Genomic DNA, 26018 nt, shown 5'->3' on the forward strand with positions numbered 1-26018 from the left:
CGCCCTCGGCGCTTTCGCGGACCCTGGAGGGGAGAGCCACTCGGCTTCCAGGAGGGCGGCAGGATCATGTCCAAGCACGTAACCGAGCTGAGTACGCCGTCGGAGCGTGAGCTCGTCGTCACGCGCGTCTTCGAGGCCCCCCGCAGCCGGGTCTTCGAGGCGTGGACCGTGCCCGAGCACGTCCGCCACTGGTACGGCCTGCGGGCGCTGGAGACCACCGCCTGCGAGATCGACCTGCGCGTGGGCGGCGCCTGGCGCTGGGGCCAGAGGGCCGGCGACGGCCAGGAGCTGGTGTTCTCCGGCACCTACGAGGAGATCGTGCGCCCCAAACGCCTGGTCTACTCCGAGGTCTTCGAACTCATGCCGGGGCCGCCCGTGCACGTCACCCTGACCTTCGACGCGCCGCTGCCGGACGTGACCGCGCTGACCAGCAGGTCGGTCTGGCCGTCGGAGGAGATCCGGGACCAGGCCCTCGCGACGGGCATGGAGGCGGGCGTCGCGGAGGAGCTGGATCGCCTGGCCGAGTATCTGCGGGACCCGGTGTGGGAGCGCGCCGACGCCTGATCCCGCGCGCCGCGGCCTCGGGGGCTGTTCGGGTGTGACTGACGGCGACACGGCGCTACGGAAAGTGTGTGACTTGCTACCCCGGGTGATTGCCTTGATCGTTTCTACGTGGTCCCCTCGCGCACATGCCCACCCGAATGAGAGTCGCCCTCGTGGCCGCCGCCACGGCCGCCCTGGCCGTCGCAGGCCCTCTGTCCGCCTCCGCCCACTCCGCCCCCACGGACGGTGAGCGCACCGCCCTCGCGCCGCTGCGCCTCTCGGCCAAGCCGGTGCCCGGCCAGTACATCGTCCGGCTCAAGCCGGTGAGCGACGTCAAGGCCGCCGCCAGGGGGGTGGGTGTCACGCCGCTGTTCAGCTTCACCAAGCTGCTGCGGGGCTTCGCGGCCAAGCTCACCGACGCGCAGCTGGCCGAGATCAGGGCGCTCCCCGAGGTCCGGGACGTCGAGCAGGACGCCGAGGTCACCGCGCTGGACGCGGGTCCGGGCCGCACCGCCCCGGCCGCCCCCACCACCGCGTGGGGCCTGGACCGGATCGACCAGCGCGCCCTGCCGCTGGACGGGGACTTCACCGCGCGGGCCACCGGCGCGCGCGCAAACGCCTACGTCCTCGACACCGGCATCGACTACGGGCACACGGAATTCGGGGGCCGCGCCGTCCCCGGCTTCGACGCCTTCCCGGGCGAGGCGCGGCGCGGGGCGGACTGCCAGGGCCACGGCACGCATGTCGCGGGCACGATCGGCGGCCGGACGTACGGAGTCGCCCCTCAGGCCGGGCTCATCAGCGTCCGGGTCCTCGACTGCCAGGGCAGCGGCAGCAACTCCGGGGTCATCGCCGGGCTCGAGTGGGCGGCGTCGCACGCGGCGCTGCACCCCGCCAGGCCTGGCGTGCTCAACGCCTCCCTCGGCGGCGCGAAGTCCGACGTGCTGAACGACGCGGTGGACGCCCTCGTTCTGCAGGGCACCTCCGTCGTCGTCGCCGCGGGCAACAGCGCCCAGGACGCCTGCGAGGTCTCTCCGGCGAGCGCGGAGCACGTGGTGACGGCCGGCGCGACCGACAGCCTGGACCAGGAGACCTCCTTCTCCAACTGGGGTCCGTGCGTGTGGGTCTACGCTCCGGGCAAGGACATCGTCTCGGCGAGGATGGGCGGCGGCGGTGTCGCCCTGAGCGGCACGTCGATGGCGTCCCCGCACGTGGCCGGTACCGCCCTGCTGTACCGGACGACGCACCCGGGCGCGACGCCGGAGGAGGTCGCCGGCTGGATCTCCGCCAACTCCACCAAGGACGTCATCAAGCCCCTCCACGCGACCTCGCCCAACCGGATCCTCTTCACGAACGGCATCTGACCGTACGAACACATCGCACCGTCCCGGCCGGCGCCGCCCTCCTCCCCGGTGCCCTCGCGGAGGAGGCCCGCCCGGCAGCCATGGGGCGGGCCGGCTGCGGTCAGACCCTCGCCCTGGCCGTCTCCTTCGCAGGGGCTCCGGCGGCCGGCGTCTCGGCGGTCCCGTCCTCCGGGTCCCTGTCGAGGTCGGACAGCATCTGCTTGCTGAAGCCGAAGAAGTACGTCGCGGCGAAGCCCGTCAGATAACCGGCGAACAGGCCACCCGCGTACACCGCGACCGTCTCGGCGAGGCCCTTGTTTCCGTGGAGCAGGGGGAAGAGGGCCCAGCCCGAGGGGCCGATCGCCGTGGAGCCGACGTGGGTGCCCAGCATGTTGAACAGGCCCACGACACCGCCGCCGAACGCCCCGCCGACGCAGGCCGTGACGAATGGTCGGCCCAGCGGGAGCGAGACGCCGTAGATCAGCGGCTCGCCCACGCCCAGGAAGCCCGCCGGCAGCGCCGACTTGATGGTGCGGCGGATCGATCCGTTGCGGGGGAGCTTCAGATAGACCGCCATCGCCGCGCCGACCTGGCCCGCGCCCGCCATCGCGAGGATCGGCAGGAGGACCGTGTGGCCCTGCTGTTCGATCAGGGTGGTGTGGAGGGGGATCAGGGCCTGGTGGAGGCCGAGCATGACCAGGGGGAGGAAGAGCCCGCCGAGGACGAAGCCGGCGGCCGCGCCCGCGTGGGCCAGCAGCCAGGTGGCGAAGGAGCCGATCGCCGAGGAGACCTCACCGGCGACGAACATCAGGCCGAAGACGGTGACCAGACCCGCGACGAGCACGGTGAGCGTGGGGGTGACCAGGACGTCGAGCGCCTCCGGGATCCGGCGGCGGCACCACTTCTCGACCTGCACGGCCAGGGCCGCGGCGGCCAGCGCGCCCAGGACGCCGCCCTGGCCGGGTGAGAGCGCCTGGCCGAGGACGACGACCTTCGCCACGCCCGCGTGGACGACGATCGCGGCGACCGCGCCGCCCAGGATCGGCGTACCGCCGAACTCCTTCGACGTGTTGAAGCCGACGAAGACCGCGATCAGCGCCATGAAGCCGGAGGCGATGGCGGTCAGCGCGGGGGTGACGGCGGGCAGCCAGCGCAGGTTCACCAGCAGGCCGTTCAGGCCCGCGATGATGCCGCAGCCGATGAGGGCCGGGATCAGCGGCACGAAGATGTTCGCGATCCTGCGCAGCAGCAGCTTGAAGGGGGTGGCGTTCCGCCGTGTGCGGTCGGCCTTGAGCGCGGCGCCCTGGGCGGCCAGGCCGTCCGCCGCCTTCGGCTCCCGGGCCACCAGCGCCTCGAACTCCGGGGTGACCTTTCCGACCGTGCCCGGGCCGAGCACGATCTGGTACGTCTCGTCCTCCACCACGCCCAGTACGGCCGGGAGCGCGGTCAGCGCGTCGTCCTGGACGAGGGAGCGGTCGCGCAGGCCGAGACGCAGGCGGGTCATGCAGTGGGTGACCGAGATGACGTTCTGTGCGCCGCCGACGAGGGGAAGGATCGCGGCGGCCGTGACGCGGTTCTTGTCGTCTGTGCTCATGTGGGGGGCCTTGCTGTGCGTGGGGGAGGGGGTTCAGGTCGCGGCGTGGAGCGCGGCGCGGAGATGGCCCCCCGAGCCGGTCAGGAGCTGCTCGGCCGTCGGCGCGTCGACCGCGGCGAGGATCATCAGGATCGCGGTCTTCACCTCGCCCTCGGCCGCCGTGAGCGCCGCCTCGATCTCCTCGTCCGGCGCGTTCGTGGCGAGCGCGACGATCCGCCGCGACCGCGCCCGCAGCTTCTCGTTGGAGGCGCGCACGTCGACCATGAGGTTTCCGTACGTCTTGCCCAGCCGGATCATGGTGATCGTCGAGATCATGTTGAGGACGAGCTTCTGGGCCGTTCCGGCCTTCAACCGGGTGGAGCCGGTGAGGAGTTCGGGCCCGACGACGACCTCGATGCCGTGTTCGGCGGCGGCCGCGAGGGCGCTGTCCCTGTTGCAGGACAGCCCCAGGGTGAGTGCCCCGAGCGCCCGGGCGTGCTCGACCGCACCGATCGCGTACGGCGTACGGCCCGAGGCGGAGACGCCGACCACCGTGTCGTCGGCGGTGAGCTTCAGCGCGTCCAGGTCCTCGGCCGCCAGCGGCTTGGAGTCCTCGGCCCCCTCGACGGCCTTCACCATCGCGGAGGGGCCGCCCGCGATCAGGCCGACGACGGAGGACGGGTCGGTGTTGAAGGTGGGCGGGCACTCGCTGGCGTCCAGGACGCCGAGCCGGCCGGCGGTTCCGGCGCCCGCGTAGATCAGCCGGCCGCCCCGGGCCATCCGGGCGGCGGTGGCGTCGATCGCGGCGGCGATGACCGGGAGCTGGGCGGCGACGGCGACGGGGACGGACTGGTCCTCGGCGTTCATCAGCCGGGCGATCTCCGCGGTGGGCAGCCGGTCGATCTCGGCCAGCTCGGGGCGGAAGGCTTCGGTGGTGAGCGTGGCCAGCTGGGCGCGCAGGTCGTCGTATGCGGAGGTCATGGATGTGCGGCTCTTTCGACGTTCCGTATCAGCGGCTGCGGGGGGAGTGGCGGTGGGCGAGTGCCTCGTAGGAGGCGGCGAGCGCGGGCGCCGCCGTTTCGTACGTTCGCTGCGTGACGCCGGTGAACAGGCAGTCCACGACCAGGAGTTGGCTGGTACGCGAGGACATCGCGGCCGGTCTCAGCTCGCTCTCGCGGGCCGTGGACGTGGTCAGGATGTGATCGGCGTACTGCGAGACCGGCCCGTCCGGGCGGCCGGTGATCGCGACGGTCGTGGCGCCGTGGTCGAAGGCGACCCGCAGCGGTTCTATGACGTCGCCGGTCGAGCCGGAGTGGGTGATCGCGATGGCGACGTCGCCGGAGCGGAGCTGGACGGCGTTGGTGACGGCGAGGTGCGGGTCGCTGTGGGCGTGCGCGAGCAGGCCGATGCGCAGGAGCTTCTGGCCGAGGTCCTGGGCGACGAGGCCGGAGGCGCCGACGCCGTAGATGTCGATGCGGCGGGCGGTCGCGAGCGCGGCGACGGCGGCCCCGAGCTGGACGGTGTCCAGGCCGGCGGCGGTGTCGGCGAGGGTCTGCTGCTCGTCGTAGGCGAGCTTGGCGACGACGTCGGCGATCGGGTCGTCGACGGCGATGTCGGCGGTGACCGAGGGGGCGCGGCCGGACTGCTGGTGGGCGGCGAGGCCGGCGAGGGCGAGGCGGAGGTCGCGGTAGCCGGGGTAGCCGAGGAGGCGGGCGGTGCGCACGACGGTCGCCTCGCTCGTCCCGGTGAGCTCGGCGAGGCCGGTGACCGTGAGGGCGGCGCAGCCGGCCGGGTCGGCGGCGACGGCTTCTGCGACCCGCTGCATGGAGCGGGTCATGGAGGGCGCGAGGGTGCGCACCTTGGCGGCGAGGGCGGCCGGCGCGGGGGGAGCGTCGCCGCCCGTGCCGGTGAAAATTTCCTTCACATCATTGGTCACATCTGAAAGATATTTTCGGCCTCTGGGGTCGTCAACCCCTCCGGACGCCCCTCGGAGTCCGGGACCGAAGTCCGGGACCGAAGGCGGGGCCGAAGTCCGGGACCGAGGCGGGGCTTTTCTCCGGGGCATGTGGGGAGACAATGGCTGCATGGACGCGGTAGACCCCTTGGAGCAGTCCCTGCACGCCGCGCGTGCGCTGGTCCTCGCCGACCTCATCGCCCGGGACGTCGCCCAGGCGGAGGTCGTCTCGCTGGTCGAGGACGCGGTGACGCACCGCCGTTGGTGGGTCGAACAGTGGCCCCAGGGCACGGAGTACGTCGCCGGGCTCGTCGCCCAGGACGTCCAGGACGCGCTCCTCGAACGCTATGGACGCTGGCCGCTCTGCCCGGTCTGCGACGCGGGTGACCCCCACGCCCTCGACGTCGAACCCGAACTGGGCCCGGACCCCCACTGGGTCTGCGCCAAGGCGGGGGTGGTGGTGGCCCGGGTCGGTGGCCTCGCGGGGAGCATGGGCACGGGCGACGACTCATGAGGCGTGGCGCCGGGACGTGCGGGCGATGGCGTGCGGCGCACGGCGGGACCGGACGGCCGGCGACTCGTCGTGACCGGCGCGCGGGCTGCGCGGCGAGCGTCTACGGTGAGCTTTCGTGACCCTCTACATCGACCCGCCGGACTGGCCGGGACACGGCCGCATGTGGTCGCACCTCGTCAGTGACGTCTCCTACGAGGAACTCCACGCCTTCGCCGCCTCGATCGGCGCCCCGTCGCGCGCCTTCGACGGCGACCACTACGACATCCCGGTGGAACGCTACGCCGACGCGGTGGCGGCGGGCGCGGTGGAGGTCGGCTCCAAGGAACTGGTCCGCCGCCTCACCCAGGCGGGGCTGCGACGGCCGAAGGGCCGTGCCGTCACCTAGCTAGGGTCTCTCGTTTGGATCTTGCTGCTGGGGCCCGACCGTCGGGCCGTGCCCGGCTCAGCTCGCCTCCGTCTTCGTCAGCGCGCGGTTCTCCGGGGCGGCCGTGACTCCGATGACCACGCGGCTCGCCGTCGTACGGCGGTGCAGGCGCAGGGAGACGGCGACCGTCAGGAGGGCCGCGAGGGTCATCGCGCCGCCTGCCCAGGCCGTCGATTCGAAACCGAAGTCGGCGTCGATGACCGTGCCGCCGAGCCAGGGTCCGCCGGTGTTGCCCAGGTTGAAGGCGGCCGTGGTCGTGGCGCCCGCGAGGGTCGGGGCGGCTCCGGCGACGTTGAACATACGGGCGTTGAGGGCCGGTGCCGTGTAGAACGCCGAGACGCCGAGGAGGAAGGACAGGGCGATCACGGCGGCGGGGTTGGAGGCGAAGAGGGCCAGTGCCGCGAGGAAGAGCGTCGAGGCGGTGATGCCGCTCAGCAGGACCCCGAAGAGGTGCGCGTCGGCGACCCGGCCGCCGATCGTCGTACCGATCAGCGCTCCGACGCCGAAGAGCCCGAGGACGCCCGAGACCCACCGCGCGTCGAGTCCGGCCACATCGGTGAGGACCGGGGCAAGGTACGAGAACGCGCAGAAGACGCCGCCCGCCGCGAGGGCGGTGATCACGATCGACAGCCACACCTGACGGTCGCGGTAGATCGTGAGCTCCCCCTTGAGCCTCGGCCGCCGCTCCGGCAGCGGGATGTGCGGGATACGGGTGACCACCCCGACCAGCGCGATCGCGGAGGCCGCCCCGACCGCCCAGAACGCCGAGCGCCAGCCCAGGTGCTCACCGAGGAAGGCGCCGGCCGGGACGCCGAGGACGTTGGCGATGGAGAGCCCGCCGATCATCACGGCCATCGCCCGGGCCCGGGCGTTCTGCGGGACGGTCGCGATGGCGACGGCCGCGCCGACCGCCCAGAAGCCCGCGCAGGCGAGGGCGCTGACCACCCGGGACGCGAAGAGCACCTCGTACGTCGGCGCGAGGGCGCCGGCGACCTGGCCGAGGCCGAAGACGGTGATCAGTGCGATCAGGGTCGTCTTGCGGGGGAGGCGCAAGGTCGCCACGGCGAGCAGGGGCGCGCCGATGACCATGCCGATCGCGAAGGCCGATATGAGGAGGCCGGCGCGGGAGATCGACACGTTCATGTCGCCGGCGATGGGCGGCAGGAGCCCGGACAGCATGAATTCGCTCGTGCCGAGCGCGAAGACGGAAAGGCCGAGGATGTAGACGGCCAGGGGCATACGGGTGCGTTCGGCGGGCGAAGACGGCATGACAGTGGTGAACAGCGGTCTTGATCCTGGCATTCCTCCGTGTCCATATGCCGGACGCCCGTCGCAAGTCCGTTCTCCTTCCCAGCGCGGCGGACTGGCCTCATCATGTGGGCGGAAGACATCCGAAGGGGCTCGGCGGGGGGCTGATCGCGATGGCGAGGCGTTCGATCCGTTTATGGGCGGCCGTGCTGGCGTGCGTACTGGCGGCGTCGGCGGTGGCGGGGTGCGAGGAGGCCAGGGAGCCGTCCGGAGGGCGCAGCAGCGCCGCGTCCGCGAGCGGTACGCCGACCTGGAAGCCGCCCAAGGACGGCGACGGCGGATCGGGGGGCGGGTCCGGGGACGTCGAGGGCCTGTCCTATCTGCCGCCGGGGCCGGGCGCGCCGAACACGGAAGGCGCACCCGATCACGAGAGCGTCTACGACCATCTCACCGACCCCCGGAAATGCGCGTCGTCCCGGAAGGAGATCCCCGACGCCCCAAAGGACAGCAAGCTGACGGAGCACTCCGAGCCGGAGGCGTGGGCCGTGCTGCGAGGGCTCGCCGAGGCGTGTCTGGCCGTGCAGGGGAAGGGCGGCAGCTGGTCCGAGGCGGCGAAGGCGTACGCGGCGGTACCGGGCGGGCGCCCCGCGACCTGCAAGGGGCGGGCCGCCTACGCGGTGCTCGGCCGGCTGCTCCGGTACCACCGCGAGCACCCGGGCGCGACGGCCCGCCTGCGCGGCCCGTCGAGCGGGAGCGGGACGGCGTGCCGGTGGCGGATCGTCCGCCTCGACGCGGGTGGAGACGCGGTGGCGCGGCCCGGTGAGACGGTCGAGGTCGAACTGCTGGGCACGTACTTCGACTTCGGCGACGCGTACAAGAGCGTCGGCGTCATGCTCGGCCGTGTGCCGGTCGATCTCGAGGACATGGCGATGTCCGGTGATCGGCTGACGTTGTCGTTCGTCGTTCCCGACGGGACCCCTGCGGGGAGGCTGAAGGTGATGGTCCGCTCCGTCAGGGCGGCCGAACCGATGACCCTGACGATCGAGGCGGGCCCGGGGTCGGGCGGCGGCCCGAAGGACCCGAGCCCGGACCCCGGGCCGACCGATCCGGGTGAACCGACCGACCCGACCGGCCCGACCGATCCGGGTGAGCCGACCGATCAGGGGGCCGGGGAGCCCGGTTCGGAGTCCGGTCCCGGTCCCGAGTCGGCGGCCCGATGACCCGTCGGTCGGCGCTCCGCGGACTCCGTACGACGCTGACCCGCGCGGTGGACCGGCGTCGTACGCACCCGGATCCGCCCCCGCCGGACCCGGGCACCGCACCCACCCCTGCTCCCGCCCCCACGGCTCCACCCGCACCCACCCCTGCTCCCGCCCCCACGGCCCCGCCCGCACCCACCCCTGCTCCCGCGCCGCCCGTGCGCCCGCCCCCCGCCCCCACGCCGCCGTCGGCGCCCGACACCCGCGGGGAGCCCGAGCCCGCCACCCTCCGTGTCGCCGAACTGCTCGGCACCGTCGGGTCGTTGCTCTCCCTCTTCACCGCCGTGCTGTTCTACTTCGGGTGGGCCAGCACCGACGCCGAGACCCGCGCGCTCGGGCTGCGGGACAATCTCTTCCGGCTGTCCACCGCCGACTATCTGCTGCGGAGCGTCAACGCGCTCTATCTCCCCGCGCTCGTGGGGGCCGCCGCCGTGTTCGGTGCCTATGCCGTGCACCGCGGGATGCGGGACGAGCCGCGCTGGGCCGGGCCGCTCGTGCGCGGGCTGCGCTGGGCCTGGGTGCCCGCGGTGGTGATGGTCGTGGCGTATCCGCTCGCGCCGCAGGTGTTCGAGCTGGTGCTGCCACCCGGGGTGATGCTCGGGGCCCTGCTCACCACCTACGGCCGCACCCGTGGCGCGCCCAACGCCCGGCTCTGGGCCCTGGCGTTGATCGTCGCGGTGATCGCGCTCTTCTGGTCGGTGTACTCGTACGCCGGCGTCGTCGGCAGAGGAAGGGCCGCCGAGACCGCGCGGACGGTCGAGGGCGGCCTCCCGGCGGTCGTCGTGTTCAGCAAGGACGACCTGCTGATCCGCGGGGGCGGCAGCTGTCTCTCGCTGGTCGCGGAGAAGGGCAGCCCCTACCGCTACCGGTACGCCGGGCTGCGTCTGTTCCACGTGTCGGGGGACCGGCTCTATCTCGTACCGCGCCACTGGGCGCCGTGGGACGGCACCCTCTACATCCTGGAGGACAAGAATCCCGTCCTCCGTGTCGAGTACGTGAGCGGAAGCCGGTACCGCTCAGGCGAGTGTCCCTAGCCGCGTCAGCTCCGCGGTGAGGTTCGCCCGCGCCGCCGCCTCCCACCTCTCCCGGCCGTAGGGCGTGCGGAACAGGACCGGCAGGGCGAGGAGTTGGCCGAGAACCGCCGAGCGGCCCGCGCGGAAGGTGTCGTCGGGTACGAAGGCGTACTCCTCGCGGACCGCCGCCGTATACCCCGTATAGGTATCCGTATCGGAGGCCAGGACGGCGAGGTCCGCGTCGCACAGGACCTCGCCGTTGGCGTCGCCGGGCGCCGGGTCGTGGGTGACGGTGAGGCGGACCAGTCGCGCCACCTCGGCGGCCTGGGCGGGGCGGAGGCCCGCCTCGGGGAGGGCGCGCTCGGCCAGGGCCGCGCTCCGTTCCTCGTTCTCCGAGCGGTCCGGGCGGTAGACCGCGTCATGGAACCAGGCACCGAGCCGCACCAGCTCCAAGTCCCCCGCGTGTGACGCCAGTTCGTCGATCCGGTCCAGGACCGCGGCGAGGTGCTCGGTGGTGTGGTAGTGGCGCTGCGGCTCGGCCCAGCGGGCCAGCAGGTTCTCGCCGTACGGCACCGGGTCCGGGCCCTCCTCGCCGGGGCGGGCCGCGAGGAGGGTCGCCGTCCAGCGGCGGAGGAGTTCGTCATGGGTGGTCATGACGCGCATTCTGCCGTCCCGGGCCTGCTCCCACTCCGCCCTTACATACCCCCCATGGGTATGCTACGGTGCTCCGCGAAGGTACCCCCTAGGGGTATGTCTCAGAGCGTACCCGGGGTCCGTGCGAGAGAAGGGTCAGGGCAATGTCAACCGTCAATCCCCGGCGCTGGTGGGCACTTGTCGTGCTCGCCGCCGCCCAGTTCATGGTCATCATGGACACCTCGATCATCGGGGTCGCGCTCCCCGAGATGCAGAAGGACCTGGGCTTCTCGCAGGGCGAGCTCCAGTGGGTCTTCAACGCCTACGTCATCGTCTTCGGCGGGCTCCTGCTCCTCGGCGGCCGGCTCTCCGACCTCCTCGGCGCCCGCAAGATCTTCGCCACCGGCTGGGCTGTCATGATCGTCGGATCGGTCATCGCCGCCGCCGCGCAGACCGCCTGGGTGGAGATCGCCGGCCGCGCGGTCCAGGGCGTCGGCGGTGCGCTGATCGCGCCCTCCGCCATGACCCTGCTGATGATGCTCTTCATGCACGACCCGAAGGAGCTCGGCAAGGCGATGGCGCTGTACGGCGCCGCCGCTCCGGCCGGCGGCACGGCGGGCGTCTTCCTCGGCGGTGTCTTCACCGAGTGGATGAGCTGGCCGTGGGTCTTCATCATCTACGTGCCGATCGGTCTCGCCACGCTCGCCGCCACCAGGCTGCTGCCCGCCGTCGAGTCCCGCCGCGGTTCCGTGGACGTCCTCGGCGCGGTCGCCGTCACCGCCGGGCTCGCGCTCGCCGTCTTCGCGGTGGTCCGCGCGCCCGAGGTCGGCTGGGGCTCCACGGCCACCATCCTGGAACTGGCCGGGGCCGTCGTCCTGCTCGTCCTCTTCTTCGTGATCCAGAAGGGTGTCCGCGAGCCCCTCATGCCGCTCAGCGTGTGGCGCGTTCCGCGGCTCGGCTCGGCCAACCTGTCGATGACGCTGCTCGGCGCCGCGTGGATCCCGATGTGGTACTTCCTCAACCTCTACCTCCAGCAGGTGCTCGGCTACGGCGCCTTCGCGTCCGGCGCCGCGCTGCTCCCGATGACCGTCCTGCTGATGATCTTCATGACGGCGATCACCGCGCGCCTCATGGCCAAGTTCGGTGCCAAGCCGCTGATCGCGGGGGGTCTGCTGGTCCTCGCGGCCGGTCTGGTCTGGCTGTCGGCCGTCGAGCCGACCGGCTCGTTCGTGGTCGACGTCCTGCCCGCCTCGCTCGTCGCGGCGCTCGGCATGTCCCTCGCCTACATCCCGGCGATGATCGCCGCGATGTCCGGGGCCCCGCAGGAGCAGGCCGGTCTCGCCTCCGGCATCGTCAACACCACCTACAACGTCGGTTCGGCCCTCGGCCTCGCCGCGCTGACCGCGCTGGCCATGTCGCAGGGCGCCGGTGAACTGGGCAATCTGCCGGCCCTCACCGACGGCTTCTCCGCCGCGTTCATCGGCGCCGCGATCGTCGCCGCAGCCGGCGGTGTGATCACGCTCCTCCTGATGAAGAGCGACAAGGCCGCCGCTGCCGCTGCCACCGCCCCGGCTCCGCAGGGCGAGCAGGTCGGCGTGTGACGTACGGCGGGGCGCGCCAAGTGCCCGTCAGGGGTCGCCCGATGTCCTCCCAGGACGTCGGGCGGCCCCTTTTCCGCAGCCGCTGCCGCAGGAGAGGCCGCAGAAGGCCGCAGCCGAATCCGTGATCCGAAGCGCCGGCCCGAAGCAGCCCCAAGCAGCAACCCGAAAAGAGGAACAGCCATGGAAGACATCAGGACTCGTGCCGTGCACGTCGTCAACGAACCGCCGCCTCCCGGGAGCTGGCCGCTCTCCGTGCCCCTCGTCCAGTCCTCGGCCTTCGCCTTCGCGTCCGCCGACGCGCTCGCCGAGGCCATGGCGGGACCCGACGGCCGGTACGTCTACAGCCGCCGCGGCAACCCGACCGTACGAGCCCTGGAGCACACCCTCGCCGGGCTCGAGGGCGGGGCGTCGGCGATCGCCTTCGCCTCCGGGATGGGGGCCATCAGCGGCGTGCTGCTCGCGCTGCTGCGCCCGGGGGACCAGGTGGTCGCACAGCGGTGCCTCTACGGGGGGACGTACGCGGTCCTCTCCGACCTGGCGGCGCGGTACGGCATCGACGTCACGTACATCAGCGGCGACGACGCGGCCGAGTTCGAGGCGCTCGCCGGGCCGCGCACCCGGCTCCTCGTCCTGGAGACCATCGCCAACCCGACCGGCCGGGTTCCCGACCTTCCGGGACTGCTTGCCGCGGCCCGGCGCCAGGGCGTCCTGAGTCTCGTCGACAACTCCCTCGCCTCGCCCGTCCTGTGCCGGCCGGTCGAGCTCGGCGCGGACGTCGTCGTCCACTCCACGACCAAGTACCTGGCCGGGCACTCCGACGTCCTCGGCGGCGCCGCCGTCTTCGCGGACGACGGCCTGCGGCACGAGATCTGGCCACGGACGGTCGAACTCGGCGCCAGCGCGGACCCGTTCGCCGCCTGGCTGACGCTGCGCGGCATACCGACCCTGCCGCTGCGGATGCGTGAGCACTGCGCGAACGCCGCCGTGCTCGCCGAGCGGCTCGCGGCCCACCCGGCCGTGAGTGCCGTCCACTGGCCGTGGCACCCCGCCCACCGGTCGTACGCCATGGCCCGCAAGGTGCTCGCCGGAGGCGGCGGGCTGCTCTCGTTCGAGCTCGCGGGGGGCCGGGAGGCGGGGCGGGCGTTCATCGAGGCCGTACGGGTCGCGCGGCTGGCGCTGTCGCTGGGGGGCGTGGAGACGCTGGTGACGCACCCGGCGTCGACGTCCCACCGGGAGCTGGACGCGGCGGCGTTGGGCGCGGCGGGGATAGGGGCGGGGCTCGTACGGATGTCGGTGGGGATCGAGGCGGTGGAGGACCTCTGGCGGGACATCGAGGCCGCCCTGCGCCGCTGAGCCGCACCGCCCGCGCCCCGCCTCGCGACACCCTCCCCTTCTTTTGGGTTGACAAAATAAATGAGCCATTCGTAGATTGGTGTCTGCCAGGGAATGACACTCCTTTAGGTCAAGGGGGGCGCATGATGCGCTACTTCGAGGACTTCCAGCCGGGCGATGTCCATGAACTGGGCACCGTCACCGTCACGGCGGAGGAGGTGCTGGACTTCGGAAGGCGCTTCGATCCACAGCCCTTCCACGCGGATCCGGAGCTGGCGGCGCGCTCGTCCTTCGGCGGGCTGATCGCCAGTGGCTTCCACACCCAGTCGATGTTCATGCGCCGCTACGTCGACGGACTGCTCGCGTACAGCGCCTGCATGGGCTCGCCCGGCATCGACGAGGTCCGCTATCTGCGTCCCGTACGCCCGGGGGACGTCCTCACCGCGCGGGTGGAGATCCTTGGCGCCACCCCGTCGCCGTTCAATCCCGCCACCGGCACCGTGAAACCCAGGTGCACGCTGGTCGGCCCCGACGGGACGGCCGTGTTCAGCATGATCCTGCACAGCATCTTCCGGCGGCGTCCCGCCGACTCCGAAGCCGCCCGTCTGTCGTCGATGTCCGCGGCGGAGGACCCGGTCGCCTGCTGCCGGGGCACGAGCTGAGCACGGCCGTCCGTACCTTTCCCACCCGAAGTGAAGGGGGACCTCCTGTGGAGGCCGTATCCCGCACCGCCCAGTGGACCGCCGCAGCGCGGGCCCTGGAGACCGAGCGCGAGGACCGGCTGTTTGCCGATCCCTACGCGCGCACCGTCGCCGACACGATCGGCTTCGAGCTGCTGGAGCGCTACGCGGGGGCCGGCACCGTGCCGTTCCTCGCCATCCGCACCACCTACCTGGACCGGGCCATCGTCCGGGCCGTCGAGGAGCGGGGCATCCGCCAGGTCGTCTTCCTCGCCGCCGGCATGGACACCCGCTTCTACCGGCTCCCGTGGCCCGACGGCGTCACCGTCTACGAACTCGACCGGCCCGCGCTCCTGGAGGCGAAGGCGGGGATGCTCGCCGACGAGCCCGCCCCCGCCGGGCGCGAGCGCGTCACCGTCCCGGTCGACCTGACCCAGGACTGGACCGGGCCGCTGAAGGAAGCCGGCTGGCGCAGCGACGAGCCGGTGCTGTGGGTGGTCGAGGGCCTGCTGTTCTTCCTGCCGGAGACGGCCGTGCGTACGCTCATCTCGACCCTCGCCGCCCACGCCGCGCCCGGTTCGGTCCTGCTCGGGGACGTCATCAGCAGGGCCGCCCTGGAGAACCCGCTCTCCCGCCCGTTCCTCAAGTCCCTCGAGGAGGACGGCAATCCGTGGCTGTTCGGCACGGAGACGCCCGAGGAACTGCTCACTGACTCCGGCTGGGCCGTACGCGAGGTGAAGCAGCCCGGCGAGGACGGCGCCGACTTCGGCCGCTGGCCCTACCCGGTCCCGCCGCGCACGCTCCCGCGCATCCCGAGGTCCTTCCTCTTCACCTGTGACCTTCCGGCCGGATCGGAAGAGGTGACCGCGGCATGAGCGGCAGCCACGACTTCCACCAGCGCGTCATCGGGGACGCCGGCGCCGCGGTGCGCGGGCTGACCGTCGCCCTCGGGGAGCGGCTCGGGCTCTACCGCGCCCTCGCCGCCGGCGGCGCACTCACCCCCGCACAGCTCGCCGAGCGGACCGGGATCAACGAGCGGTACGCCGAGGAGTGGCTGCACGCCCAGCTCAGCGCCGGGTACGTCGAGCGGCACCCGAGCGCCGACACGTACACCCTGCCCGCCGACCATGTCGCCGTCCTCGCCGACCCGGGGGCCGCCACCTACGCGGCCGGGTTCTTCACCGCCCTCAAGGCGCTGTACGCGACCGAGGACCTGCTCGTCGACGCGTACCGCACCGGCGACGGTGTCGGCTGGGCCGAGCACGATCCGGCCCTGGACACCGGCATGGGCAGCTTCTTCCAGCCCACGTACGAACACAGGCTCGTCGCGGACTGGCTGCCCGCGCTGCACGGGGTCACCGGGAAGCTGGCGGCCGGCGGAACGGTCGCCGACGTCGGCTGCGGCGTCGGCCACACCACGCTGCTGATCGCGAAGGCGTTCCCCGAGGCGACCGTGCACGGCTTCGACTACTCCGAAGAGGCCATCGCCATCGCCCGGCAGCTCGCCGAGGACGCCGGGCTCTCCGACCGTGTCGTCTTCGACGTGGCGTCGGCCGACGACTACCCCGGCACCGGCTACGACCTGGTCACCTTCTTCAACGCCCTGCACGACATGGGCGACCCGGTCGCCGCCGCGCAGCACGTGCACAAGTCGCTGGACGCCGACGGCACCTGGATGCTCGTCGAGTCCAATGTGTCGCCCGCGGACATCGACACCCAGACGCCGGCCGCCCGCATGTTCATGGCGCTCTCCGCCGTGATGTGCCTGCCCGTGGCGGTCGCCCAGCGCGGCCCGCACGCGCTCGGCAACCACTCCGGCGAGAAGGCCTTCCGGGCCATCGCCCAGGAGGCCGGGTTCACCCGCTGGCGGCGCGCGACCGAGACGCCGGTCAACGCCGTCTACGAAGTCCGGCCCTGAGGCCGTGAGCTCACGGGGCCCCCGTCCGGACCCCGGTTCCCGAGGACCCCGGGACACCGTCCTGCCCCGGGACCCCCTCACAGAGGCCCGCGCCATCCACCCCGAGGAGTCACCATGGGCGCCACCGCCCCCCTGCCCGTCAGCGACCGGTTCCTGGAAGTCCTGGAGCGCCTCAGCTCCCGGTCCATCGAGGAGTACTACAACCCCTACCAGCAGTTCGACTGGCCCGAGAAGCTCGAAGAGAACCGGCTGTGGATGACCCCCGAGCTGCTCACGGTCTACGGCACGCCGTACTACGACGAGCTCGGCGAGGAGGCCCTCCAGCGACTCTCCAAGTGGGAGAGCATCAACTTCTACAGCCTCAACGTGCACGGCATCCGGGAACTGCTCATCGAGGTCGTCGGCCGGATCCACATGCCCGGCTTCGAAGTCCCGTCCGACTTCTTCCACCACTTCATCGGCGAAGAGAACGAACACATGTGGTTCTTCGCCGAGTTCTGCCGCCGCTACGGCAACAAGATCTACGGTTCCACGGCGATGCGCGCCGACTCCGCCTGGGAGCCGGAGGTGGAGAACTTCCTGGTCTTCGCCCGGATCCTGTTCTTCGAGGAGCTCGTCGACCACTACAACACGAGGATGGCGCAGGACGACGCGCTCTGCCACACCATCCGCGAGGTCAACCGCATCCACCACCAGGACGAGTCCCGCCACATCGCCTTCGGCCGCGAACTGGTCTCGCTGCTCTTCCACCGCATGAGGGAGTCCGTCTCCGCCGAGCGGCTCGCCGAGGTCGAGGCCTATCTGAAGCGGTACGTCGTCTACAGCGTCAACTCCCTCTACAACCCGCACGTCTACCGCGACGCGGGCATCGCCGACCCGCTGGCCCTGCGCAACGCGCTGGTCGCCGACGAGCGCCGCCGCCCCTTCGAGCGCAAGGCGATCCGTAAGCCGCTCGGCTTCTTCCTGAAGTCCGGCATCTTCACCGACGACACGCTGCCCGTCGTCTGACCGCGGCCGTCGTCCGAGAGGTGACTCCACCATGACCGTGACCACCCCTGAGAGCGTCGGGGAGGCGAGGGGCCTGCCGTCCCTCGGCCCCGAGGGAACCGCCCTGCTGCGGCTCCTCGACGACACCTTCGAGAGCTGGGGCGTGAGCGCGGGCGCCCGCCCGATGACCATGCCCCCGCTGCTGCCGGCCGCCGACCTGGCCCGGCTCGACTACTACGACAACTTCCCCCACCAGGCCGTCGTCGCCGCCCCCCTGGACCTGGAGGCCCGGGAGACGACCCAGTTCTGTACCGACACCGGCTGCTTCCCGTGCGACGCGCTGCAGCCGGCGGCCCTGGGACTCCCCTCCGCCTCGTGCTACGCCGTCTACATCGACCACCAGGGGCGTCAGGTCGCCGACGACACCCTGATCACCGTCTGCGGGTGGTGCTTCCGCAAGGAGACCCACTACGAAGGCATGCGCCGCCAGCTCGGCTTCCGTATGCGCGAGGTCGTGGCCATCGGCACCCGCGAGCACGCCGAGACGCATCTTTCCTCCTTCATCGCGCGGATCCAGGCCTTCGCCGAGGCCCTCGACCTGCCGCTGCGCAAGGAGGCCGCCTGCGACCCGTTCTTCGACAAGGGAAGCTCCAAGGCGGTACTGCAGCGGCTGACCCCGGTGAAGCACGAGTTCCTGTACGAGGACCTGGCGATCGCCTCGGTCAACACCCACCGCAACTTCTTCGGCGACCGGTGCGCGATCACCCTCGCGAACGGCGGTTCCGCGTTCACCAGTTGTGTCGCGTTCGGCCTGGAGCGCTGGCTGTCCGCGCTGACCAGGCGCCACGGCAGCTGGGAGGCGGCCACCGAGGCCGTCCGTGCGGCGGCCGAGCGCACGGCGGGCGCGGGCGGGCGTGCGGCCGGGCCGGTGATCTGACGTGCCGGCCCGACCCGTCGCCCCGCCGGCGGGCGGCCTGGGCTGGGCGAACCTCGGCATGGACATCGTGTCCGTCACCCGTGTCCGGGGGCTCCTCGCCGAATACGGCGAGGACTTCTTCGAGCGGATGCTCACCCCCGGCGAACTCGCCGACTGCCGTACGTCCACCGGCCTCGACGTCCTGAGCCTCTGCGGGCGGATCGCCGCCAAGGAGGCGGCCTTCAAGACCCTCCGGGTCAGGGGCAGGTTCCTGCCCTGGCCGGACATCGTCGTACGGCGCTCCGAGGGCGGCTGGCCGCTCGTCGAACTGCACCGGAGCGCCGCCGAGATGGCCGCCGGGTCCGGCATCACCGAGATCACCGTGTCCATCAGCCACGACGTGGACTACGCGGTGGCCGTGGCCGCGCCCATCCTCGACGCCGGCTCCGCCGGGCACCCGTACCCGGACCCGGCCGGCGCGCTCGACCGTACGCCCCCCACCACCTCATCCGTACACAGCACTTCAAGGAGAGCAACCATGGCCGACGGCCTGCAGCAGGTGAAGAACTGGATCCTGGAGCGCCACCCGGAGCGCGACGACATCGCCCCCGACCTCGACCTCATCGAGAACCGGCTCATCGACTCACTGTCCTTCGTCGAGTTCGTCTTCCTGCTGGAGCAGCAGAGCGGGAAGTCCATCCAGATGGAGACCCTCGAGGTCGACGAGATCCGGACCCTCGCGGCGATCGAGACGCACTTCTTCCGCGCGGAGGTGGGACAGGCATGAGCCGGCGCCTGTTCACCTCGGAGTCGGTCACCGAGGGCCATCCCGACAAGATCGCGGACCGGATCAGCGACACGATCCTGGACGCGCTCCTCGCCCAGGACCCGTCCTCCCGTGTGGCCGTGGAGACCCTGATCACCACCGGCCTGGTGCACATCGCGGGCGAGGTGACCACCACCGCGTACGCGCCGATACCGCAGCTGGTGCGCGAGGCGATCCTCGACATCGGCTACGACTCCTCCGCCAAGGGCTTCGACGGCGCCTCCTGCGGGGTGTCGGTGTCCATCGGCTCCCAGTCGCCGGACATCGCCCAGGGCGTCGACACGGCGTACGAGCGGAGGGTCGAGGGGGAAGGCACCGACGACCTCGACGCCCAGGGCGCCGGCGACCAGGGCCTGATGTTCGGGTACGCCTGCGACGACACGGCCGAGCTGATGCCGCTGCCGATCGCGCTCGCCCACCGGCTCGCACGGCGGCTGACCGAGGTCCGCAAGAACGGGACCGTCCCCTACCTGCGGCCCGATGGCAAGACCCAGGTCACCATCGAGTACGACGGGGACCGCCCCATCCGTCTGGACACCGTCGTCGTCTCCTCCCAGCACGCCGCCGACATCAGCGTCGAGGGGCTGCTCACCCCGGACATCCGGGAGTTCGTCGTCGAGGCGGAGCTGAAGGCCCTGGCCGGGGAGGGCGTCAACCTGGAGAGCGACGGCTACCGGCTGCTCGTCAACCCGACCGGGCGCTTCGAGGTCGGCGGCCCGATGGGGGACGCCGGTCTCACCGGCCGGAAGATCATCATCGACACGTACGGGGGCATGGCACGTCATGGCGGCGGCGCGTTCTCCGGCAAGGATCCGTCGAAGGTCGACCGGAGCGCCGCGTACGCCATGCGCTGGGTCGCCAAGAACGTCGTCGCCGCCGGACTCGCGCGCCGCTGTGAGGTGCAGGTCGCGTACGCCATCGGCAAGGCCGAGCCCGTCGGCCTCTTCGTGGAGACCTTCGGCACCGGCACCCTGCCGGACGAGCGGATCCAGGACGCCGTCTCGGCCGTCTTCGACCTCCGCCCGGCCGCGATCATCCGCGAGCTGGACCTGCTGCGGCCGATCTACGCCAGGACCTCGGCGTACGGACACTTCGGCCGCGAACGGGAGGACTTCACCTGGGAGCGCACGGACCGGGTGGAGGCGCTCAAGAATGCGACCGGTCAGGTCACGCCCGGGGCGCAGGGGCGCGGCGGCATCGAGAGGGAGGGCGCGCGGAGGGCGCAAGGGACGAGTGACCGAGCACGGTCGACCGTCGGGGCCGACTTGAGCGCTCCGGAGACGAGTCAGGTCGCGGGAGGCTGACGTGCGTATCGCTGTCACGGGATCCATCGCGACCGACCATCTGATGACCTTCCCCGGCCGGTTCACCGAACAGCTGCTCGCGGACCGGCTGGACCGCGTCTCCCTGTCGTTCCTCGCCGACAGCCTGGAGGTGCGGCGCGGCGGAGTGGCAGCGAACATCGCCTTCGGCCTGGGAGTGCTGGGACTGCGCCCGGTCCTCGTGGGCGCGGTCGGCGGCGACTTCGAGCCGTACCGGGTCCGGCTCAAGGAACACGGTGTGGACACCGACTCCGTGCGGGTCAGCGAGACCCTCCACACCGCCCGGTTCGTCTGCACCACCGACCGGGACCAGAACCAGATCGCGACCTTCTACACCGGTGCCATGGCGGAGGCCCGGGAGATCGACCTCGGGCAGGTCGTCGGCCGCACCGGCCGGATCGACCTGGCGCTGATCTCACCGGACGACCCCGAGGCGATGCTCCGGCACACCCGCACCTGCCGTGAACTGGGCATCCCCTTCGCCGCCGACCCGTCGCAGCAGCTGGCACGGCTGGACCGGGCGCAGGTGCGGGAGCTGGTGGACGGCGCGCGCTGGCTGTTCACCAACGAGTACGAGGCCGCCCTGCTCGGCGAGAAGTCGGGGCTGAGCGAGGCGGAGATCCTGCGCCGGGTCGGCACCTGGGTCACCACCCACGGCGAGGCCGGCGTCCGTATCCGGGGCGAGGGCAGGGAGACCCTGGACGTGTCGGCCGTGCGGGTCCCCGAGGTCGTCGACCCGACCGGTGTCGGCGACGCCTTCCGCGCCGGGTTCCTCGCCGGGACGCTCTGGGGCGTGCCCGAGCGGTGCGCGGCCCAGCTGGGCTGCGCGGTCGCCTCGACCGTCCTCGCCTCCGTCGGGACGCAGGAGTACCAGCTGCGTCGGGACGCGCTGCTCGACGCGATCCGTACGACGTACGGGCCCGGCTGCACGGCGGAACTCCTCACGCATCTCCGGGGGCTGTCATGAGGAAGCCACTGAGGGACGAGCTCGCGACGCGTGTGGTGGTGGCCGACGGGGCGATGGGCACCATGCTCCAGGCCGCCGACCCGACACTCGACGACTTCACCGGTCTGGAGGGCTGCAACGAGATCCTCAACGTGACCCGTCCGGACATCGTCCGCGGGGTGCACGACGCGTACTTCGCCGTCGGCGTCGACTGCGTCGAGACCAACACCTTCGGCGCCAACCTCTCCGCGCTCGGCGAGTACGGCATCGCGCCCCGGGTGTACGAGCTGTCGGAGGCCGGCGCCCGGATCGCGAGGGAGAGTGCCGACGCGTTCACCGCGCGCGACGGCCGGGCCCGCTGGGTCCTCGGCTCCATGGGCCCCGGCACCAAGCTGCCCACCCTCGGGCATGTGACGTACGAGCCACTGCGCGACGCGTACCAGCAGAACGCCGAGGGCCTGATCAGGGGCGGCGCCGACGCGCTGCTCGTCGAGACCTCCCAGGACCTTCTCCAGACGAAGGCGGCCGTGGTCGGTGCCCGCCGCGCTCTGGACTGGTGCGGCGTGGACGACCTGCCGCTGATCGTGCAGGTCACCGTCGAGACGACCGGCACGATGCTGCTCGGATCCGAGATCGGTGCCGCGCTCACCGCGCTGGAACCGCTCGGCATCGACATGATCGGCCTGAACTGCGCGACCGGCCCGGCCGAGATGACCGAGCACCTGCGCCATCTGGCCCGGCACGCACGCGTGCCCCTGTCCTGTATGCCGAACGCCGGTCTGCCGGTCCTCGGCAAGGACGGCGCCCACTATCCCTTGACGCCGGCCGAACTCGCCGACGCGCACGAGGGGTTCGTACGGGACTACGGGCTCTCGATGGTCGGCGGCTGTTGCGGTACGACTCCGGACCATCTGCGGGAGATCGTGGAACGGGTCGGAGGCGTGGGTGCGGCGGCGCGGGCCCCGGAGGCGGAGGCCGGCGCCTCTTCTCTGTACGCGCATGTGCCGTTCCGCCAGGACACCGCCTACATGGCGATCGGCGAGCGGACGAACGCCAACGGCTCGAAGAAGTTCCGCGAGGCGATGCTGGAGGGCCGCTGGGACGACTGTGTCGAGATGGCGCGCGACCAGATCCGTGAGGGCGCGCACATGCTCGACCTGTGCGTGGACTATGTCGGCCGGGACGGCGTGGCGGACATGGCGGAGCTGGCGGGCCGGTTCGCGACCGCCTCCACCCTGCCCATCGTGCTCGACTCCACCGAGGTGGGGGTGCTGCGGGCGGGTCTGGAGAAGCTCGGCGGACGCGCGGTCATCAACTCGGTCAATTACGAGGACGGGGACGGGCCCGAGTCGCGGTTCGCGAGGGTCACCGCGCTCGCCAAGGAGCACGGCGCGGCGCTCATGGCGCTCACGATCGACGAGGAGGGCCAGGCCAGGACGGTGGAGACGAAGGTCGCCATCGCCGAGCGGATCATCGCGGACCTGACGGGCAACTGGGGCATCCGCGAGTCGGACATTCTCATCGACACGCTCACCTTCACCATCTGCACCGGCCAGGAGGAGTCCCGCAAGGACGGGATCCACACGATCGAGGCGATCCGGGAACTGAAGCGCCGCCATCCCGAGGTACAGACGACGCTGGGTCTGTCCAACATCTCCTTCGGCCTGAACCCGGCCGCGCGCGTCGTCCTGAACTCCGTCTTCCTCGACGAGTGCGTGAAGGCGGGCCTCGACTCGGCGATCGTGCACGCCTCGAAGATCCTGCCGATCGCCCGCCTGGACGAGGAGCAGGTCAAGGTCGCGCTCGACCTGATCCACGACCGTCGCAGGGAGGACTACGACCCGCTGCAACGGTTCCTCGAACTCTTCGAGGGCGTGAACATCACCTCCATGAAGGCCGGCAAGGCGGAGGAGCTGCTCGCCCTGCCGCTGGACGAGCGTCTAAAGCGGCGGATCATCGACGGCGAGAAGAACGGCCTGGAGGCAGATCTGGACGCCGCGCTGGCCGGGCGTCCCGCGCTGGAGATCGTCAACGAGACCCTCCTCAGCGGCATGAAGGTCGTCGGCGAGCTCTTCGGCTCCGGCCAGATGCAGCTCCCCTTCGTGCTCCAGTCCGCCGAGGTGATGAAGACCGCGGTCGCCCACCTCGAACCGCACATGGAGAAGGTCGAGGGCGAGGACGGCAAGGGCACGATCGTGCTCGCCACCGTCCGCGGCGACGTCCATGACATCGGCAAGAACCTCGTCGACATCATCCTGTCCAACAACGGCTACAACGTCGTCAATCTGGGCATCAAGCAGCCTGTCTCCGCGATCCTGGAGGCCGCCGAGGAGCACCGCGCCGACGTCATCGGCATGTCGGGACTGCTGGTGAAATCCACGGTGATCATGAAGGAGAACCTTCAGGAGCTGAATGCCCGCTCTCTCGCCTCCCGCTACCCGGTGATCCTCGGCGGCGCCGCGCTGACCAGGGCGTACGTCGAGCAGGACCTGCACGAGATCTACGAGGGCGAGGTCCGCTACGCCCGCGACGCCTTCGAAGGCCTGCGCCTCATGGACGCCCTCATCGCCGTCAAGCGCGGCGTCCCCGGAGCCGTACTCCCCGCACTCAAGCAGCGTCGCGTCCCCCGGCGTATGGCCTCCTTGGAAGTGACCGAGCCGGACGAAGGCGGCCGGTCGGACGTCGCCGTCGACACCCCCGTACCGGAACCGCCGTTCCTCGGGACCCGGGTCGTCAAGGGCATCCAGCTCAAGGAGTACGCGAGCTGGCTCGACGAGGGCGCCCTGTTCAAGGGCCAGTGGGGGCTCAAGGACGCCGGGACGATCGAGACGGAGGGCCGGCCCCGGCTGCGTGGCTGGCTGGACCGGCTGCACACCTCGCAGCTCCTCGAAGCGGCCGTCGTCCACGGTTACTTCCCGTGCGTCTCCAAGGGCGACGACCTGATCGTCCTCGACGAGGACGGCGGCGAGCGCACCCGCTTCACCTTCCCGCGCCAGCGGCGCGGCCGGCGCCTCTGCCTCGCCGACTTCTTCCGCCCGGAGGAGTCGGAGGAGATCGACGTCGTCGGCTTCCAGGTCGTCACCGTCGGCAGCCGCATCGGCGAGGAGACCGCCCGTCTCTTCGCGGCGGACGCCTACCGCGACTATCTCGAACTGCACGGGCTGTCGGTGCAGTTGGCCGAGGCGCTCGCCGAGTACTGGCACGCGCGCGTCCGCACCGAACTGGGTATCGCGGCGGCCGACCCGGCCGCCCTCGACGGGATGCTGCGCACCGAGTACCAGGGGTGCCGCTACTCGCTGGGCTACCCCGCCTGTCCCGACCTGGCGGACCGGGCGAAGATCGCCGCGCTGCTGCGGCCGGAGCGGATCGGGGTGCACCTCTCCGAGGAGTTCCAGCTGCATCCCGAGCAGTCGACGGACGCGATCGTCGTCCACCACCCGGAGGCGAGCTACTTCAACGCGGGAGCGCGCGGATGAGGCCCGCCGCCGGGGTGAAGCCCGTGGGTTCCCCCACCTTCTCCTTCGAGTTCTTCCCGCCGAAGAGCGCGAAGGGCGAGCGGACCCTGTGGGACGCGATCCGCCGGGTCGAGGCGCTCGCGCCGGACTTCGTCTCCGTGACGTACGGCGCGGGCGGCTCGTCCCGGGACCGTACCGTCGAAATCACCCGGCGCATCGCCGCCGAGACGACCCTGAGGCCGGTCGCGCATCTCACCGCCGTGGGCCACTCGGTCGCCCAACTCCGCGCCATCATCGGGGCGTACGCGGATGCCGGCATCCGGGACGTCCTCGTCCTGCGCGGCGACCCTCCCGGTGACCCGCGCGGCCCCTGGACGCCCCACCCCCAGGGCTTCACCTACGCCCATGAGCTGGTCGCGCTCGTCCGCTCGCTCGGCGACTTCAGGATCGGCGTCGCCGCCTTCCCCGAAGGGCACCCGCGGTCTCCCGACGCGGACAGCGACTTGCGTCATTTCATCGCCAAATGCCGGGCGGGCGCCGACTACGCCATCACCCAGATGTTCTTCGACCCCGAGGACTATCTGCGGCTGCGGGACCGGGTGGCGGCCGCCGGCTGCGACACACCGATCATTCCGGAGATCATGCCGGCCACCGACGTACGACAGATCCGCCGCTTCGCCGAGCTGAGCGACGCCGCGTTCCCCGAGGACCTGGCGCACCGGCTGGAGGCGGCCCGGGACGAGCCGGACAGCGCGTACCGGATCGGTGTCGAGCACGCGACCGCGATGGGGCTGCGGCTGCTCGGCGAAGGCGCACCCGGCCTGCACTACATCACGCTGAACACATCCACGGCAGCCCTCGAAATCCACCGCACCATCCAGACCTCAAGGAGCATCAGTGTCCGCTGAATTCACGGACTTCAAGGTCGCCGACCTGTCCCTGGCCGAGTTCGGCCGCAAGGAGATCACCCTCGCCGAACACGAGATGCCCGGCCTGATGTCGATCCGGCGCGAGTTCGCCCGCGAGCAGCCGCTGGCCGGCGCCCGCATCACCGGCTCGCTGCACATGACCGTGCAGACGGCCGTCCTCATCGAGACCCTGGTCGCACTCGGCGCGCGGGTCCGCTGGGTGTCGTGCAACATCTACTCGACCCAGGACCACGCGGCCGCCGCGATCGCCGCCGCAGGGATTCCGGTCTTCGCCTGGAAGGGCGAGACCCTGGAGGAGTACTGGTGGTGTACCGAGCAGGCCCTGACCTGGCCCGGCGCGGCCGGGCCGAACATGATCCTCGACGACGGCGGTGACGCCACGCTCCTCGTCCACAAGGGTGTGGAGTACCAGAAGGCGGGCGCGGTTCCGGACCCGTCCACGGCGGACAACGACGAACTCCGGGTCGTCCTGGAGCTGTTGCGGAACACCGGCCTTGACTGGGCCGCGCTCGCGTCGGAGATCCGTGGTGTGACGGAGGAGACGACGACGGGTGTGCACCGTCTGTATGAGATGCACCGGGATGGTTCGTTGTTGTTCCCGG

Annotated in this window: 23 protein-coding genes and 1 pseudogene; 19 read left to right on the forward strand and 5 right to left on the reverse strand. The window is 71.6% G+C overall.

What is annotated here, in order from left to right:
* Nucleotides 1-66 precede the first annotated feature (66 nt).
* Nucleotides 67-564: an SRPBCC family protein gene (locus ACZ5VC_RS30535; RefSeq protein ID WP_469123209.1), complete on the forward strand. Its 498-nt coding sequence runs from the start codon at nt 67-69 to the stop codon at nt 562-564.
* Nucleotides 565-689: 125 nt separating this feature from the next.
* On the forward strand, nt 690-1907 hold the full coding sequence (locus ACZ5VC_RS30540) for a S8 family peptidase (RefSeq protein WP_469123210.1): 1218 nt from the start codon (nt 690-692) through the stop codon (nt 1905-1907).
* Nucleotides 1908-2007: 100 nt separating this feature from the next.
* On the opposite strand, the gene ACZ5VC_RS30545 is transcribed toward ACZ5VC_RS30540, so the two are convergent.
* Genes ACZ5VC_RS30545 through ACZ5VC_RS30555 form a run of 3 tightly spaced genes read right to left on the reverse strand, consistent with a single transcriptional unit; the run spans nt 2008 to nt 5395 of the window.
* On the reverse strand, nt 2008-3480 hold the full coding sequence (locus ACZ5VC_RS30545; RefSeq protein WP_469123211.1) for a PTS transporter subunit EIIC: 1473 nt from the start codon (nt 3478-3480) through the stop codon (nt 2008-2010).
* Nucleotides 3481-3513: 33 nt separating this feature from the next.
* The gene (murQ, locus tag ACZ5VC_RS30550) at nt 3514-4440 is read right to left on the reverse strand and encodes an N-acetylmuramic acid 6-phosphate etherase (RefSeq protein ID WP_469123212.1); all 927 of its coding nucleotides are present in this window, start codon (nt 4438-4440) and stop codon (nt 3514-3516) included.
* A 28-nt stretch (nt 4441-4468) separates the two neighbouring features.
* Nucleotides 4469-5395, reverse strand: coding sequence for a MurR/RpiR family transcriptional regulator (locus tag ACZ5VC_RS30555; protein ID WP_469123213.1), 927 nt, complete (start codon nt 5393-5395; stop codon nt 4469-4471).
* Nucleotides 5396-5543: 148 nt separating this feature from the next.
* Between ACZ5VC_RS30555 and ACZ5VC_RS30560 the strand changes: the two genes are divergently transcribed.
* Nucleotides 5544-5927 carry a hypothetical protein gene (locus ACZ5VC_RS30560; RefSeq protein ID WP_469123214.1) on the forward strand — a complete coding sequence of 128 codons (384 nt, stop codon included), beginning with the start codon at nt 5544-5546 and terminating at the stop codon, nt 5925-5927.
* 115 nt (nt 5928-6042) lie between these two features.
* The gene (locus tag ACZ5VC_RS30565; protein ID WP_469123215.1) at nt 6043-6312 is read left to right on the forward strand and encodes a DUF4031 domain-containing protein; all 270 of its coding nucleotides are present in this window, start codon (nt 6043-6045) and stop codon (nt 6310-6312) included.
* A 57-nt stretch (nt 6313-6369) separates the two neighbouring features.
* Here the strand turns inward: ACZ5VC_RS30565 and ACZ5VC_RS30570 are convergent, their stop codons facing one another.
* Entirely contained in the window at nt 6370-7590 is a 1221-nt protein-coding gene (locus tag ACZ5VC_RS30570; protein WP_469123233.1) for a Cmx/CmrA family chloramphenicol efflux MFS transporter, read from the reverse strand.
* A 182-nt stretch (nt 7591-7772) separates the two neighbouring features.
* On the opposite strand from ACZ5VC_RS30570, the gene ACZ5VC_RS30575 reads away from it, so the two are divergent.
* Both ACZ5VC_RS30575 and ACZ5VC_RS30580 read left to right on the forward strand, forming a co-directional pair.
* Nucleotides 7773-8819, forward strand: coding sequence for a hypothetical protein (locus ACZ5VC_RS30575; RefSeq protein WP_469123216.1), 1047 nt, complete (start codon nt 7773-7775; stop codon nt 8817-8819).
* 197 nt (nt 8820-9016) lie between these two features.
* On the forward strand, nt 9017-9892 hold the full coding sequence (locus tag ACZ5VC_RS30580; RefSeq protein ID WP_469123217.1) for a hypothetical protein: 876 nt from the start codon (nt 9017-9019) through the stop codon (nt 9890-9892).
* Here ACZ5VC_RS30580 and ACZ5VC_RS30585 read toward each other — a convergent pair.
* Nucleotides 9875-10534, reverse strand: coding sequence for an HD domain-containing protein (locus tag ACZ5VC_RS30585; RefSeq protein WP_469123218.1), 660 nt, complete (start codon nt 10532-10534; stop codon nt 9875-9877). The two genes, ACZ5VC_RS30580 and ACZ5VC_RS30585, sit on opposite strands and share 18 nt — an antisense overlap.
* A gap of 134 nt (nt 10535-10668) precedes the next feature.
* Between ACZ5VC_RS30585 and ACZ5VC_RS30590 the strand changes: the two genes are divergently transcribed.
* From ACZ5VC_RS30590 to ACZ5VC_RS30650, 13 genes and pseudogenes are all read left to right on the forward strand, one after another.
* The gene (locus ACZ5VC_RS30590; protein WP_469123219.1) at nt 10669-12105 is read left to right on the forward strand and encodes an MFS transporter; all 1437 of its coding nucleotides are present in this window, start codon (nt 10669-10671) and stop codon (nt 12103-12105) included.
* 180 nt (nt 12106-12285) lie between these two features.
* Complete coding sequence (locus ACZ5VC_RS30595; protein WP_469123220.1) at nt 12286-13458, forward strand: trans-sulfuration enzyme family protein; 1173 nt, start codon at nt 12286-12288, stop codon at nt 13456-13458.
* A gap of 122 nt (nt 13459-13580) precedes the next feature.
* On the forward strand, nt 13581-14099 hold the full coding sequence (locus ACZ5VC_RS30600) for a MaoC family dehydratase (RefSeq protein ID WP_469123221.1): 519 nt from the start codon (nt 13581-13583) through the stop codon (nt 14097-14099).
* A gap of 47 nt (nt 14100-14146) precedes the next feature.
* Entirely contained in the window at nt 14147-14992 is an 846-nt protein-coding gene (locus tag ACZ5VC_RS30605; protein WP_469123222.1) for a class I SAM-dependent methyltransferase, read from the forward strand.
* A complete protein-coding gene (locus tag ACZ5VC_RS30610; RefSeq protein WP_468712402.1) occupies nt 14989-16035 on the forward strand; it encodes a class I SAM-dependent methyltransferase in 1047 nt (348 codons plus the stop codon). The genes ACZ5VC_RS30605 and ACZ5VC_RS30610 overlap by 4 nt, the downstream gene beginning before the upstream one ends.
* A 114-nt stretch (nt 16036-16149) precedes the next feature.
* Nucleotides 16150-17043 carry a diiron oxygenase gene (locus tag ACZ5VC_RS30615; RefSeq protein WP_468712399.1) on the forward strand — a complete coding sequence of 298 codons (894 nt, stop codon included), beginning with the start codon at nt 16150-16152 and terminating at the stop codon, nt 17041-17043.
* Between the two features lie 31 nt (nt 17044-17074).
* A complete protein-coding gene (locus tag ACZ5VC_RS30620; protein ID WP_469123223.1) occupies nt 17075-17959 on the forward strand; it encodes a class-II aminoacyl-tRNA synthetase family protein in 885 nt (294 codons plus the stop codon).
* Between the two features lies 1 nt (nt 17960).
* On the forward strand, nt 17961-18725 hold the full coding sequence (gene acpS / locus ACZ5VC_RS30625; RefSeq protein WP_468712395.1) for a holo-ACP synthase: 765 nt from the start codon (nt 17961-17963) through the stop codon (nt 18723-18725).
* A pseudogene (metK, locus tag ACZ5VC_RS30630) lies at nt 18722-19927 on the forward strand (methionine adenosyltransferase); the annotation flags it as partial. The gene acpS and the pseudogene metK, both read left to right, overlap by 4 nt.
* Before the next feature lie 142 nt (nt 19928-20069).
* Nucleotides 20070-21053 carry a carbohydrate kinase family protein gene (locus ACZ5VC_RS30635; protein ID WP_469123224.1) on the forward strand — a complete coding sequence of 328 codons (984 nt, stop codon included), beginning with the start codon at nt 20070-20072 and terminating at the stop codon, nt 21051-21053.
* Nucleotides 21050-24508, forward strand: a complete 3459-nt coding sequence (metH, locus tag ACZ5VC_RS30640) for a methionine synthase (protein ID WP_469123225.1) — start codon at nt 21050-21052, stop codon at nt 24506-24508. The genes ACZ5VC_RS30635 and metH overlap by 4 nt, the downstream gene beginning before the upstream one ends.
* Nucleotides 24505-25395, forward strand: coding sequence for a methylenetetrahydrofolate reductase [NAD(P)H] (gene metF / locus ACZ5VC_RS30645; protein ID WP_469123226.1), 891 nt, complete (start codon nt 24505-24507; stop codon nt 25393-25395). Before metH ends, metF begins: the two co-directional genes overlap by 4 nt.
* The coding region (locus ACZ5VC_RS30650; RefSeq protein ID WP_469123227.1) for an adenosylhomocysteinase at nt 25385-26018 on the forward strand (634 nt) is incomplete at its 3' end. The genes metF and ACZ5VC_RS30650, both read left to right, overlap by 11 nt.

This window comes from Streptomyces sp. NPDC033174 (assembly GCF_055577795.1).